Here is a 12,856-nt window from a genome sequence, read left to right as displayed (position 1 = left end):
GCGGAGGCCGGCGGGGGACCGCCGCGCCCCCGCAGGCGCGTGAGCGCGGCCGCTCCGCGCGGGTGGTGCACCACGGCCTCCGCTTCCTCCTCCTCTTCGCGGTGGCGGCGGCGGTGTACCTGCTCTTCCCCCCGGCGCGCGTCTCCGACTCCGCGGCGCTGGAGCGGGGGATGGTGGCGCCGGCCGACGTGGTCGCCGAGTTCGGCTTCCAGGTCCCCAAGGACCCGGCGGAGCTGCGCCGGGAGCAGGAGGAGGCGGCCCGGAGCGTCCCGCCGGTCTACGACTTCCGCCCGGCCGCGGCGGACAGCGTCCTGGCAGGGATCCGCGGCTTCTTCGCCGCGGTGGGGACGGTGGTGGGGAACGAGCCGGACCCGCGGGCGGGGGTCCAGGCCGCCCTCCGGGGGAGCCGCGTGGCGGCCACGCCGGGCTCCGTGGAGCTGCTCATCGACCCCGACCGGCGGGCGCGGCTCGTGGACGCCACCGAGCGCGCGGTGCGGGACATCCTGCCGGTGGGGGTGGCGCCGACCTCGCTGGAGCGGGAGGGGATCTCCGCCGTGCGGGTCCGCGGCGCCGTCGGCGGGGAGCGGATCGCGCCGGTGGACTCGATCATAACTCCGGACCAGTTCTACCGGCTCGCGTCGGCCCAGCTCCCCTCGGAGCTGGGGCCCGACGCGGCCGAGCTGCAGCGCCTCCTCCTGATCCGCTACTTCCAGCCGAGCCTGGCCTTCAACGAGCGCGAGACGGAGGCGGCGCGCGCCCGCGCGCGCGCGGCGGTGGACCCCGTGGCCGCCACGGTGCTCAGCGGCGAGAAGATCGTGGGCGCCCGCGAGCAGATCGGCGAGCGCGAGGAGAAGCGGCTGCGCGCCTACCAGGCCACGCTCGCCGAGCGCGGGCTGGACGACACGGTCGAGAACACCCTGAGCCGGGCCGTCGGCGCCGTCCTCTTCAATGCCTCCATCCTCGCCATCCTGGGGCTCCTCCTCTGGCTGTCGCGGCGGACGCTGTACGACGACCTGCGCGCCCTGCTCCTGCTGGGCGTCCTGGTCACCGCGGTGGCCGCCACCGCGGCCCTGATCTCCTGGGCCGCCCTCCCGCAGGAGCTGATCCCCTTCACCTTCGCGGTGCTGATCGTCGCCACGCTCTGGGGGGGGCGGCTGGGGCTGTCTCTCGCGCTCCTGCTGGCGCTCCTTCTGGGCGGGCAGGCGCCCTTCCTCGGGATCACCGTCCCCTTCACGGCGGCGGTGACCGGCGCGGCGGCGGCGTTCAGCGTCCGGGCCGCGCAGCGCCGGTCGCAGACCTGGCTCTTCGTCGTGATCATCGCCGTGGCGTATGCGCTGGTGGCGGTCACGCTGGGCCTGCTGCGCTCGCGCGAGGGCCCGGACATCATCAACGGGGTGGCGTGGGGGGTGGCGAGCGCCGTGCTCTCGTCGGTGGTCGCCATCGGCTTCCTCCCGCTCATGGAGTCCTGGGCCCGGGTCACCACCGACGCGATGCTCCTGGAGCTTTCCGACACCAACCGCCCGCTGCTCCGGCGGCTGCAGCGGGAGGCGAACGGCACCTTCCACCACACCATCAACGTCGCCAACCTGGCCGAGGCGGCGTGCCACGCTATCGGCGCGAACTCGCTGCTGGCGCGGGTGGGGGCGTACTACCACGACATCGGCAAGGTCGCGAAGCCGCAGTACTTCATCGAGAACCAGCCCAAGGGGCGGAACCCGCACGACAAGCTGAAGCCCGCCATGAGCGCGGCGATCGTGCGGAGCCACGTGATCGAGGGGCTGCGGCTGGCCGACGAGGCGAACCTTCCCGCGCCGGTGAAGGCGTTCATCCGGGAGCACCACGGGACGCAGTCCATCTCCTTCTTCTACGAGAAGGCGAAGGAGGCGGACCCGGACGGCAGCGTCAACCCGCAGGACTTCACCTACATGGGGCCGAAGCCGCAGACCCGGGAGACGGCGGTGCTGATGATGGCCGACTCGGTGGAGTCCGCCGCCCACGTCCTCCCCGATCCCACCCCGGACCGGCTCCGCGAGCTGGTGGAGCGGATCGTCGCCGGGAAGATCGCCGCAGGGCAGCTCGACGAGTGCCCGCTGACGCTGCGCGACCTGGAGGTGGTCAGGGAGCAGCTCGCCCGGGTCCTCTCGGGGATGTACCACCACCGCATCGACTACCCGCCGGCCCCCCGGAGCGACGCAGCCGATCAGGGCGTCCCCGCGGCACCGGCGGAGGTCCCGGCCAGCGCCTGAGGGAGCCATGGACCGCATCGAGGTGGAGGTGAGCCTCGGGGAGGGCGTGACCATCCCCCTGGACCCGGCGGCCGTGGAGCGCGCCGTCCGCGCGACCCTGCGCGCCGAGGGGCATGCCGCCGCCGAGGTGTCGGTCGCCTTCCTGGGCGACGCGGAGATCACCGAGCTCAACCGCGAGTACCTGGGCCACGACCGCCCCACGGACGTGATCTCCTTCGCGCTGCACGGCGAGGGGGAGCCGGTGCTGGGCGACGTGTACGTGGGGCTCGACCAGGCGCTCCGGCAGGCGGGCGAGCTGGGAGTGGACGCGGCGGAGGAGCTGCTGCGTCTCGCGGTCCATGGAACCCTCCACGTGGTCGGCCACGACCACCCGGAGGGCGAGGAGCGCGCCGGGTCGGAGATGTTCCGGCGGCAGGAGGAGATCCTCCGCGAACTCCTGGATGCCGGCGGGACGCCGTGAGGCGCGTCCACCCATGAGCACCGCGGTGCCGCCGTCCCCGCCCGCTCCCGCGCCTCCGCCCCCCCCGGTGGCGGACCCGCTCGACCGTCTCCACGAGCTGCTCGCGGCCGGGGACGTCGAAGCGCTGGGGGCGTTCCTCTCCGAGTTCCACGCCCCGGACGTCGCCGACCTGCTGGAGGCGCTGGACGAGGACGACCGGGCGCGCGTGCTCCGCGTCCTCGCCCAGGACCCCGCCCTGGCGGCCGAGGCGCTCTCGGAGATGGAGTGGGAGGAGCACCCGGAGGATTCGCTGGCCGGCCTGGAGCCGGACCAGATGGCCGCGGTGCTCGCGGAGCTCTCCGACGACGACGCTGCCGACATCATCGGCGAGCTGGACCCGGAGGAGCAGGACCGGGTTCTGGCCTCGCTCTCCCTGGAGGAGGCCGGGGAGATCCGGCAGCTCCTGGAGTACGACGAGGAGTCGGCCGGCGGGCTGATGACCACGGAGCTGGTCTCCGTGCGCCACACCCTGAACGCGGCGGAGGCCATCGAGGAGGTCCGGCGGCAGGGGCAGGAGGTCGGGGAGTTCTACAGCATCTTCGTGGTGGACGAGGGGAACCGCCTGTGCGGCACCGTTCCCCTCCAGGCGCTGGTGATCGCCCGCCCGGACGCGAAGGTGATGGACATGGTGGAGGAGGTGGTCGCCACCGTGGCGCCGGGAGAGGACCAGGAGGAGGTGGGGCGCGTCCTCGCCCGCTACAACCTGGCCGCCGTGCCGGTGGTGGACGACGACGGCCACCTCCTGGGGCGGATCACCTTCGACGACGTGATCGACGTCATCGAGGCCGAGACCACCGAAGACATCCTCAAGTTCGGCGGCGTCTCGGAGGAGGAGGAGATCCGCGGCGGCTGGTGGGACGCCGTGCGCTCACGCCTCCCCTGGCTCTTCGTGAACCTGCTCACCGCCTTCGCCGCCGCCTCGGTGGTGGTGTTCTTCGAGGACACGGTGAGCGCCCTCCCCCTCCTCGCCGCCTGGATGCCGGTGGTCGCGGGGATGGGCGGGAACGCGGGGACGCAGGCGCTGGCGGTCACCGTGCGCCGTCTCGCCCTATCGCAGGAGACGCTCGGCGACCGCTGGAGCATCGTCGGCAAGGAGCTGCTCGTGGGGATCGGGAACGGCCTCGCCATCGGCGCCTCGGTCGCGGTGATCGCGTGGGCGCTGAACGGCAACCCGCTGCTCGGCGCGGTGGTGATGCTGGCCATGTGGCTGAACCTTTCCGTGGCCGGGTTCGCCGGCGCCTTCGTCCCCATCATCCTGGAGCGCGTGGGGGTGGACCCGGCGGTGGCGTCGTCCATCTTCGTGACGACGTTTACGGACCTGGTGGGTTTCCTGCTGCTGCTGGGCCTGGCGACGCAGGTGCTCCTCTGACGGCTCTTCCGACCCGTCCACGAAGCACGAACCGCGACCCGTCTTCGGGGTATCTTCGCGCATGCTTTCCGAGCTCCGCATCCGCAACTTCGCGCTGATCGACCAGCTCTCCGTCCGCCTCGGCCCCGGGCTCAACGTGCTCACGGGCGAGACCGGGGCGGGGAAGTCGATCATCGTCGGCGCTCTCTCCCTGCTGCTGGGGGAGCGCGCGTCCACCGACGTGGTCCGCGCCGGCTCCGACCGCGCCTCCGTGGAGGGCGTCTTCGAGGTGAACGGGCGCGACGACATCGCCCGCCTCCTGGACGAGCGCGGGGTGGAGCCGGAGGACGGCGTGATCGTCCTCAAGCGCGAGGTGGCCGCCGAGGGGCGCAGCCGCGCCTGGATCAACGGCTCCCCGACCACGGCGACGGTGCTCGGCGAGCTGGGGCGCGCGCTGGTGGACCTGCACGGGCAGCACGAGCACCAGACGCTCCTGCGCCGCGAGGAGCAGCGCGCCATCCTGGACGCCTACGCCGGCAACGTGGAGCTCGCGGGCCGGGTGGCGGAAGCGCACCGCACGCTCCTGGCCGCGCGCCGCGACATTGAGGAGCTGGAGCGGCGCCGGCGCGAGGCCGCGCAGCGGGTGGACTTCCTCCGCTTCCAGCTGGAGGAGATCGAGGGCGCGAAGCTCAAGGCGGACGAGGAGGAGGATTTGGACGCGGAGGCCAGCCGCCTCACGCACGCGGAGGAGCTGACCGCTCTCTCCGGGAGCCTCTACGACGCCGTCGCCGGGGGGAGCTCCGCGCTGGTGTCGCGGCTGGGGAGCCTGCAGCGCGCGCTCGACCAGCTCATCCGGATCGACCCGGGGCAGGCCTCGCTCCAGGAGCTGTACGACACCGGATACTACGCACTGCAGGAGCTGGGCGAGCGGATGGAGGAGTACGCCCGCTCCGTGGAGCACGACCCGGAGCGGCTGGAGGAGATCCGCCGCCGCCAGGACCTGTTCTTCCGCCTGAAGACCAAGTACGGGCCGGAGCTGGCGGACGTGATCGAGACCGGCGCGAAGGCGCGCGGCGAGCTGGACCTGCTGGAGGGTGCGTCCTTCGAGCTGGAAGAGCTGCAGCGGCGCGAGCGCGAGGCGGCGGAGGAGCTGACGCGCCTCGCGGCGGAGCTCACGAAGCGCCGCGCGAAGGCCATGACCGCGCTCGCCAAGGAAGTGAACGCCATCTTCCCCGAGCTGGGGATGACCGGCGGCCGCTTCGAGGCCGCGGCCGTGCCGCTCCCGGCCCCCGGCTCGCACGGGGCCGAGGAGGTGGAGTTCCGCGTCTCGCTCAACAAGGGGTTCGACCCCAAGCCCATCGCGCAGGTGGCCTCCGGCGGCGAGCTGGCGCGGGTGATGCTGGCGCTCAAGACCATCCTCGCGCGCCTGGACTCCGTGCCCACGCTGATCTTCGACGAGGTGGACACCGGGATCGGCGGGCGGGTGGCGCTGCAGGTGGGCGACAAGATGCGCGCGGTGGCGGGGAGCCACCAGGTGTTCGCCATCACGCACCTGCCGCAGATCGCCTCGCGCGCGCACAACCACCTCCTGGTGGTGAAGCGCGAGAAGGCGGGGCGCACCACCACCGAGGTGCACCCGCTCGATGAGGGGACACGGGTGCAGGAGATCGCGCGGATGCTGGGCGGCGACCCCGAGAGCACCGTCTCGCTAGAGCACGCCCGCGAGCTGCTGGAGCGCGGCGTCGGCGCAGCCTGATCCTGATCCTCGACTCGCTAAATGGCGGCGCCCCACCGGGATCTCCCGTTGGGGCGCCGTTCCATTCTCGCACTCCGGCACTTTCGCACTTCCCCCTCACCGCCCTCCCCAGGCCGGCACCCAGATCCGCCCCGCCAGCGTCACCCTCCCCAGGTCCGGCACGCCCCCGCTCCCGGCCACCGCGCCGTCGTAGGCAAGCCAGATCTCCAGCGGGATGGCGGTCCGGCCCTGCACGAACGCGCCCATGGTGCTGTAGGTCATCCCCACTCCCAGCGTGTGCAGCGTCCCCGCGGCGGTGCTCTCCAGCCCCGCCACGTTGGTGCCCGGGTCGGGATCCGCGCCGGTGTAGACCGTCGCGCCCACCCGGGCGAAGCCGTACCGCCCGAGCAGCGCGATCTCGTCCGTGACCTGGAAGTGCGGCGCGACGGTGGCCTCCAGCCGGTCCCCCGGCTCGCGGCGGAACGGGCGCAGCGCAACCAGGCTGTCCAGTGGCGCCGCGGGGTTCCAGGTGAAGCGCTCCACGTCGCGCGGGCGGAGCAGCCCGTAGCGCGCCTGCGCGCCGATCCAGAACCTCGCCCCGAGCGGCACGTCGGCGAACACCGCGGCCGTCGCGCCCGCGTGGCCGTTCTCGCCCACCAGCTCGGTCAGGCTGTCCGCGCCGGTCGTCATCGCGGTGGGGAGACGGACCCCCGCCTCCACCGCCAGGCGGGCGCCCGTCTCGCGCGGGGAGAGGGCGCCGGTGCCGCCCAGGAGCTGGAGCTTCGCCGCCATCTCCACGTCGCCCACGCGGTAGTTCTCGCCGGCCGCCGCGATCGGGAGGGAGCGGTTCGCCCCGAGCAGCGCGTTCAGCTGTGTCCGGCTCAGGCCGGTGGTGGGGAGGGGGAGGGTCGTCGTGTCGCCGGTGGCGCGGCGGAAGCGGCGCTGCAGCTCCTGTCCCGCGCGCGAGCCGGCGAGCGGGAGGTAGGGGAGCCGGCCGATCGTGGCGAGCGACGGGTCGATCCTGCGGAACAGCGCGGCCAGGGTGTCGCCCCGCGCGTTGGCGCCGATGGTGCCCCCCGCCAGGCGCAGCGACACCAGCTCCGTCTCCCGGCGGACCACGGGGAGGGTGGCGCGCAGCATCAGCCGGCTCGTCACGCCGGCCTGGAGCGAGATCGGCACGCGGCGCAGGTCCGCGGCGAGGTCGGGATCCAGCACGCCGGGGAATACGTCCGCCTCCGTCAGCGGGAACGTCTCGCCTGCCGCGGAGGTGGCCGTGAAGAAGCGCGCCAGGGAGTCGCGGACCGGCGGCAGGGTGCCGGGGAAGAGGGAGGCGGGGAGGGGGACCGCCAGCGGGGCCCCGAGCGGTCCCCCGTCCGCCCCGCTCCCCAGCCGCGAGTCGAACTGCGTGAACTCGCCGCCCACCTTCAGGGCGAGGTAGCCCCGCGGGAGGACGCGGGCGTCCTCCTGGGCCGCCGCGGCCGCCGCGCCCAGGAGCAGGGCGAGGGTGGCGCCGACGGCGCATGGAACGAGCTTCATTCGGATCCGGGTCGGAAGGGGCCGGGGCCCCGGGTGGTCGCGTCGGTCGGGATCGGCCCGCACGGGCGGGCGCGAGGGGGACGCTAGCGGTCGGCTTTTGCCCTGTCAACGCGCGCGCCGCCGCACGGGCGCGCGAGGGGCGCGGCGCGGGCTCGCAGAGCGCCGCTCAGGGTTGACGGAAGGGGCGGAGAACGGTATGTTTGCTCTCCTTTCTGGCGCGGGCATAGCTCAGTTGGTAGAGCGCAACCTTGCCAAGGTTGAGGTCGCCGGTTCGAGCCCGGTTGCCCGCTCTGGCGCCCGCAATGGAACGCAGCACCGGCGCCGTGGCCAAGTGGTAAGGCAGAGGACTGCAAATCCTCGACCCCCGGTTCGAATCCGGGCGGCGCCTCTTCAAGCAGGACAACGACTTGCGCGCGCAGCGACTCTCGCAAGAACGGCCCCGTGGGGCTTGCGGTGGGGCCAGGAGCCTCTTGCGGGCGGTTGCGTGGCGACGGCGAGAGAAAAGAAAGCGGCTCCGGGAGATTCCCGGGGCCGCTTTCTGCGTCACGGCGGGCGGCGTCGTATGCGGCTGCCGGCCGAGGATGGCGCGGACGGCAGCCGCGAACCGGGGATGCACCCGCCCAGCCTGAGGCCGCATCGCACGTGCGGCGCACCGCCCGAGGCGAACCTGGGCGGGCGCGCTGGTCCAGTTGCGCCTGCAGGTCTCCCCGGCGGGCATGCTCCCCTCGCCCTCACGTGTGGACTTCCGACTCTGCAGGGCAACCTGCTCGCACAGGCAGGGCTCGCCTCGCGCGCCACGGTGGCGCGCCGGGCGTCATCGAAGTGCTGCACGAGGAGGGATCCCTCTCGTTTTAACGCACCGTGCGTCGAACCGAACCGGTGGCTGTTCGACTTCCGCTACCCGTGACGTCGCGTAGCCCGAACCAGTAGAGCCCGAACGCGATGCCGAGAGTCGCCGCGGCGGACGCCCAGGCCGCGACCGTGACTACGAGGGGCCACCCCACCCAGCCGTCGGTCACACCGAAGTACGTCAGGTAGGCGCCCGCGCCCGCGTTACTTACGATCCCGACGGCAATTGCGCCCATTGGGCGCCGGCCGGAGTACACCTCCCGCAGGCCGAAGCCGTACCCGATGCAAAGCGCCGTGTATGCGCAGCCGAGTAGCCGTACGAGCGGGACGGCCTTGCCGCACAGCCCAGCCGCCGCGAGGAGCTGCTCAGGGACGAGGAGCAGCGGACCGGCCCAGAAGAGGACCGTCGCGGCGATCTTCACGACGAATACTCTTGCGAGCGGAGTCACGAGCGTGCGCGCGCGGTGGCGTGGAGCGTGTCGGGCGCCGGGGAGTCGCTACCGTCCGTCCGCTCCACCGGGACGATTCTCTCTACCTGGCCGGACTTGGGAGAGAGCGTCCGAAGGACCGCACCGGACGCGCCGCCAACGCCGCCCGCGGCGGCCGGCGTGGCGGGTACGAGATCGCGCTGCAGTTCGGCGTCGAGCCCACGCTTCTCAGCTCTGGACTCGCGCATCTCGCGCGTTTTAATTCTCCAGTACCAGGCGAACGCCCACACCCCTGCCGTCTCCACCCAGAAGATGACCGTGCGAAACGGCGAAAGCGGCTCCATCACATACGAGAGCACGACCGCGGTTAGCGGCATCAGAAACATCGCCATCCCGGTCCAGACATACCGCTGCGCGTAGTGCGGCCGCCTATCCGGTGGCAGGAGGCGGAGCGTGTCGCGCGAGCGGAACACGCTCACATACGCGAGGCACAGGAAGAAGAGCACCGCCGCCGTCGCGTGCACTACGGAGACACTGTCGTCGCTCTCCGATCCGGCATTCGGGAAGAGGGCAACGACGGCCGCGAGGCCGCCTGCCAGGTTCAGCGCCACGTTCTCACGGGTGCTGAAGCCTTTGTACAGGTACAGGCAAGCGCCGACCGCCAGGAGACCGCCAACAAAGAAGTCGCGCGTGGTGAAGAAACGGATCTTGTGGTCGGTGTGGTAGTAGTCGCTGACCGAGGGTTCGAACCAGACGTGGTGCAGGATGCCGCCTGCGAACAGGACGATGAGGGGAAGCGCAGCTCCAATCACCCAGAGCCCCGTACGGAGGCTGTCGTACGTGCCCAGCATATGCTCCTGCAACTCGTCGGCGCTCTTGCTGTCCTCCGACATGATCCGACTGATGGTGCTTTTCCGGTCCATCGTCATCCTCCTGGTGGCGAATGTCCGTGTCGCGAACGCATCCAATTCGGAGCGACCGTGCCGACGGCTGTGTTCCGATGTATTCCGAGGTCCAGTTGCCGCTCGTGTTGCTCGCCAGGCCGGCGATGAGTCTGACGTGACTGGCGTCGAGGCCCTGCAATCATCCTGGGCGATGCTCGTGACGCGCCGGTTGGCTTCATCCCCTTGTGCAGGAGCTCCCCCGGATCATCTCTCGGAGGGCGGCGCTGATCACGTGCCCGCGAGGTCTGGACGGCACCGGCCAGCGGGCCCCGGGGATCCCTTTGCCTATCTGCCCTCCGCGGGAGCACCCCACCACCGGATCCATGCCCCCCGGTCCGAGCCTAACGAAAAGGTGGCTGGCGCGCCTCGGACATGAATGTCCTCAACTCTCTCCGAATACGGCTCGCCCGTCCGTTCCAGGCTCCGGACTCCCGCCTCACCCACCTGCGGAATCCGATCCACCAAGCGGAGGATTATCTTTCAGGCTGGAGGGTTGTTTAACGTCTCCGAGATCGTTCGCCTGGGAATGCCCTCCATATCGAGCCCCGCCTTGACATCGAGCAGGCGCTGGGCGATCCGCCGCTTCTCCGGCCTGCGTGTAGTAGAAGGGCACAGCTCGCCTATTTCTCGCGTGAAGGTGAGGACCAGGGTCGCAATGGGGAACCCAGTCGGTGCGGATACCCCCGGCCACAAAGGATGCAGCCGGCTCCCGATCGGGAAGTACTTTGATCGGAGTTGTCCCGGTTCGGAACCGGGGCGGGCGTCCCGGCCACGGAGTCAACGGCGGTGGTCTCCAGCGCCTCGTGCCGCGTATGAACGACCAACGGGGGCCACGGCATCGCCGCAGCTTCATCTGATCGCGGAAAACCCAGGAGCATCGGCTCGCACCCGGACAGCGCGGAGCCTGGAGTGTGGGTCGACCCGTGGGGCCAGCAAACCGCCAGCCGGCGCGAGCCGACAAAGCGGGGCGGAGGCGTTGACGACGTAAGCCCTTGCTGTTAGCATTGTCGCGGCGCGGCGCGGCGCAACCGGCGCTCAGAGGCCGGGGATAACCGCAAATCCTCGACCCCCGGTTCGAATCCGGGCGGCGCCTCTTGAACGACCCGCGAGCCCTTGACAGGCCGGGAGATTGTTGTAGATTTGAAGGCTCGGGAGCAGTTGTAAGCCCCGTTCGTCTAGTGGCCTAGGACAACGCCCTCTCACGGCGTAAACAGGGGTTCGATTCCCCTACGGGGTACTTGAAAAGGTGACGCGGGGTGGAGCAGCCTGGTAGCTCGTCGGGCTCATAACCCGAAGGTCGGGGGTTCGAATCCCCCCCCCGCTACTGAACACAACTGGGAGGCAATGGGTCAGGGCCCCGCAGGCAGCAGCCCACTTCCTGGCGCAGGCGCGGATACCCTCCGGCCTGCGATACGGTCGATTAGCTCAGCTGGTTAGAGCGCTCGCCTCACATGCGAGAGGTCCGGGGTTCGAGTCCCTGATCGACCACTGAAAAACGAGAGCCGCGCCGCACCCCGCAGCGCGGCTCTCGTGCATTCGGGCCCCATCTCCCGCCCGGGGCCTGCGGATCGCCCCCCGACGAATTATCTTTCCCTCTCCCCCGCACCGGACGACGGCACGGCGCTTGCCTTTCTCCAGGGCGTAACTCGTTGTCCCTTCGCATCATTCGCAACGGTACCCGCATGAAAGTCGTTGGTACGCTCCTGTCCGCGCTGCTGCTGGCGGTCCTCCCGCTCCAGGCGCAGGACGCCGAAGGCCTCCGCCTCACGCTGAACATCCCCGAGCTGGTGCTCCGCGTCCACGACGGGGGCCGTGTCATCAAGGAGTACCCGGTCTCGCCCGGGCTCCCGGGGTTCGACACCCCGGACGGCGACTTCACCATCCAGCGGGCGGAGTGGAACCCGTGGTGGCGGCCGCCGGCGCGGGAGTGGGCCAAGAACGACAAGGTGACCCCTCCGGGGCCGAACAACCCCATGGGGCGGGTGAAGCTCTTCTTCGCGCCGTACTACTACCTGCACGGCACCCCGCACGAGAAGGAGCTGGGGACGCCCGCCTCGCACGGGTGCGTGCGGATGCGCAACGCGGACGTGATCGAGCTGGCCACGCTGCTGCACCACCGCGCGAACCCCACCATGGCGCCTTCGGAGATCCGCGGCGTCCTGGCGAAGCCGACCGTCACGCGCAACTCCACCTTCCGGAGCCAGGTCCCGCTGGAGATCACCTACCAGCCGGTGGTGGTGCGCGACGGCGAGCTGCGGGTCTATCGCGACGTCTACAAGCGGAACCGGATCCACACCGAGGGCGTCTACCAGGCGCTGATCTCGGCCGGCTACGACGTGTCCCGGCTGGACCGCGCGGCGGTGAACGAGCTGGTCGCCCGCGCCCGGCAGGCCAAGGGGGTCTTCAAGGTGGGGCTGAACGAGGCCCTGGGACTGGAGCGCCTCGCGACCGCGGCGCAGCAGGACTGAGCCCGCGCACCTCGCGGGAAGAAGCGGGAGCCCGGCACGGCGCCGGGCTCCCGCTATTCTGTTGTGCTCCTGCGTGGCGGGAACGCGACTTGCGACTCCGCCCGGCGATGCGTACCGGGCGAGCGAACGGGGCGGGGCGGGGGGCCGGGGGGCGCGGCGGGTTCCTGACGCCGCGCGACCGTGCCGCGGCGCTGGAGGTGGTGCACCGGGTGCGGCGGGAGGTCCCGGCCGAGCTGGCGCGCGCCTTCGTCTTCGGCTCCAAGGCACGCGGGGAGGCCCGCCCAGATTCGGACGTGGACGTCCTCCTGGTGTTCCGCAGGCTCCCCCCGGACCGGGAGCCGCAGGCAGGGATGGCCGAGGAGGTGGCGGAGCGCGTGGCAGAGGAGACCGGCGTACCCGTGACGGTGTGGTCGGTGTCGGGGGTGGACCTGGAGCCCGGCAACCGCACGCCCATGCTGGTGGACGCGCTGGACGACGGTGTCCCGCTCTGGCCCGTCGGGTCGTGCCCGCTCCGGCTCCCCTTCTGCCCGCGCGACGCGCTCCGGTGCACGGGGGCGCTCCTGGAGCGGGTGCGGGAGGGTGGGGAAGAGGCTTCGGAGCACCTCCTGGCGGGGGACCACGGCGCCGCCTGGCGCCGGATGCGGGACGACATGGTGCGGCTCTGCACCGCGATGCTCCTCCTCGAGGGGGAGACGCGCCCGCGTCGGGGCGACGCGGTGCGGAGATACCTGGCGCACTGCGGGGCGGACGGAGAGGCGCCACGGAGCTTCGGGCCCGTGCTCCGCTGGGCGGCGGGGTCGTAC

9 protein-coding genes, 5 tRNA genes and 1 pseudogene are annotated in these 12,856 nt (G+C 71.6%); 12 read left to right on the top strand and 3 right to left on the bottom strand.

Annotated elements, in window-relative coordinates:
- The 4 genes from VGR37_08945 to recN all read left to right on the top strand — a co-directional run.
- Window positions 1–2,246, top strand: a 2,246-nt coding sequence (locus tag VGR37_08945) for an HDIG domain-containing protein (GenBank protein HEV2147512.1), incomplete at its 5' end; no start/stop codon positions are given.
- A 7-nt stretch (window positions 2,247–2,253) separates the two neighbouring features.
- Window positions 2,254–2,706 carry an rRNA maturation RNase YbeY gene (gene ybeY / locus VGR37_08940; GenBank protein HEV2147511.1) on the top strand — a complete coding sequence of 151 codons (453 nt, stop codon included), beginning with the start codon at window positions 2,254–2,256 and terminating at the stop codon, window positions 2,704–2,706.
- A 13-nt stretch (window positions 2,707–2,719) separates the two neighbouring features.
- Window positions 2,720–4,114 carry a magnesium transporter gene (gene mgtE / locus VGR37_08935; GenBank protein ID HEV2147510.1) on the top strand — a complete coding sequence of 465 codons (1,395 nt, stop codon included), beginning with the start codon at window positions 2,720–2,722 and terminating at the stop codon, window positions 4,112–4,114.
- A 61-nt stretch (window positions 4,115–4,175) separates the two neighbouring features.
- Window positions 4,176–5,849, top strand: a complete 1,674-nt coding sequence (gene recN, locus VGR37_08930) for a DNA repair protein RecN (protein ID HEV2147509.1) — start codon at window positions 4,176–4,178, stop codon at window positions 5,847–5,849.
- Window positions 5,850–5,945: 96 nt separating this feature from the next.
- Here recN and VGR37_08925 read toward each other — a convergent pair whose 3' ends face one another.
- Entirely contained in the window at window positions 5,946–7,364 is a 1,419-nt protein-coding gene (locus tag VGR37_08925) for a hypothetical protein (protein HEV2147508.1), read from the bottom strand.
- Between the two features lie 217 nt (window positions 7,365–7,581).
- Between VGR37_08925 and VGR37_08920 the strand changes: the two genes are divergently transcribed.
- A tRNA-Gly gene (locus VGR37_08920) sits at window positions 7,582–7,654 on the top strand.
- 27 nt (window positions 7,655–7,681) lie between these two features.
- A tRNA-Cys gene (locus VGR37_08915) sits at window positions 7,682–7,752 on the top strand.
- Window positions 7,753–8,215: 463 nt separating this feature from the next.
- Here the strand turns inward: VGR37_08915 and VGR37_08910 are convergent.
- Both VGR37_08910 and VGR37_08905 read right to left on the bottom strand, forming a co-directional pair.
- Window positions 8,216–8,635: a hypothetical protein gene (locus tag VGR37_08910; protein ID HEV2147507.1), complete on the bottom strand. Its 420-nt coding sequence runs from the start codon at window positions 8,633–8,635 to the stop codon at window positions 8,216–8,218.
- 23 nt (window positions 8,636–8,658) lie between these two features.
- Window positions 8,659–9,564 carry a hypothetical protein gene (locus tag VGR37_08905; GenBank protein ID HEV2147506.1) on the bottom strand — a complete coding sequence of 302 codons (906 nt, stop codon included), beginning with the start codon at window positions 9,562–9,564 and terminating at the stop codon, window positions 8,659–8,661.
- Between the two features lie 1,037 nt (window positions 9,565–10,601).
- Here VGR37_08905 and VGR37_08900 point away from each other — a divergent pair.
- The 6 genes and pseudogenes from VGR37_08900 to VGR37_08875 form a co-directional block, all read left to right on the top strand.
- Window positions 10,602–10,678: pseudogene (locus VGR37_08900) on the top strand.
- A 71-nt stretch (window positions 10,679–10,749) separates the two neighbouring features.
- A tRNA-Glu gene (locus VGR37_08895) sits at window positions 10,750–10,822 on the top strand.
- Window positions 10,823–10,835: 13 nt separating this feature from the next.
- Window positions 10,836–10,909 (top strand) — tRNA-Met (locus VGR37_08890).
- A gap of 90 nt (window positions 10,910–10,999) precedes the next feature.
- A tRNA-Val gene (locus VGR37_08885) sits at window positions 11,000–11,073 on the top strand.
- Between the two features lie 194 nt (window positions 11,074–11,267).
- The gene (locus tag VGR37_08880; protein HEV2147505.1) at window positions 11,268–12,053 is read left to right on the top strand and encodes a L,D-transpeptidase; all 786 of its coding nucleotides are present in this window, start codon (window positions 11,268–11,270) and stop codon (window positions 12,051–12,053) included.
- A 107-nt stretch (window positions 12,054–12,160) separates the two neighbouring features.
- Window positions 12,161–12,856, top strand: a 696-nt coding sequence (locus VGR37_08875; protein ID HEV2147504.1) for a nucleotidyltransferase domain-containing protein, incomplete at its 3' end; no start/stop codon positions are given.

It is taken from the genome of Longimicrobiaceae bacterium (genome assembly GCA_035936415.1).
Classification (GTDB): domain Bacteria; phylum Gemmatimonadota; class Gemmatimonadetes; order Longimicrobiales; family Longimicrobiaceae; genus JAFAYN01.
The sequence above is the reverse complement of the archived record's forward strand: the minus strand, read 5'-3'. Positions and strand labels throughout refer to the sequence as shown.

Bases quoted from the DNA above. Each gene is read 5' to 3' on its own strand.
- ybeY (HEV2147511.1), top strand. From the start codon at position 2,254: ATGGACCGCATCGAGGTGGAGGTGAGCCTCGGGGAGGGCGTGACCATC.
- mgtE (HEV2147510.1), top strand. From the start codon at position 2,720: ATGAGCACCGCGGTGCCGCCGTCCCCGCCCGCTCCCGCGCCTCCGCCC.
- recN (HEV2147509.1), top strand. From the start codon at position 4,176: ATGCTTTCCGAGCTCCGCATCCGCAACTTCGCGCTGATCGACCAGCTC.
- VGR37_08925 (HEV2147508.1), bottom strand. From the start codon at position 7,364: ATGAAGCTCGTTCCATGCGCCGTCGGCGCCACCCTCGCCCTGCTCCTG.
- VGR37_08905 (HEV2147506.1), bottom strand. From the start codon at position 9,564: ATGGACCGGAAAAGCACCATCAGTCGGATCATGTCGGAGGACAGCAAG.
- VGR37_08880 (HEV2147505.1), top strand. From the start codon at position 11,268: ATGAAAGTCGTTGGTACGCTCCTGTCCGCGCTGCTGCTGGCGGTCCTC.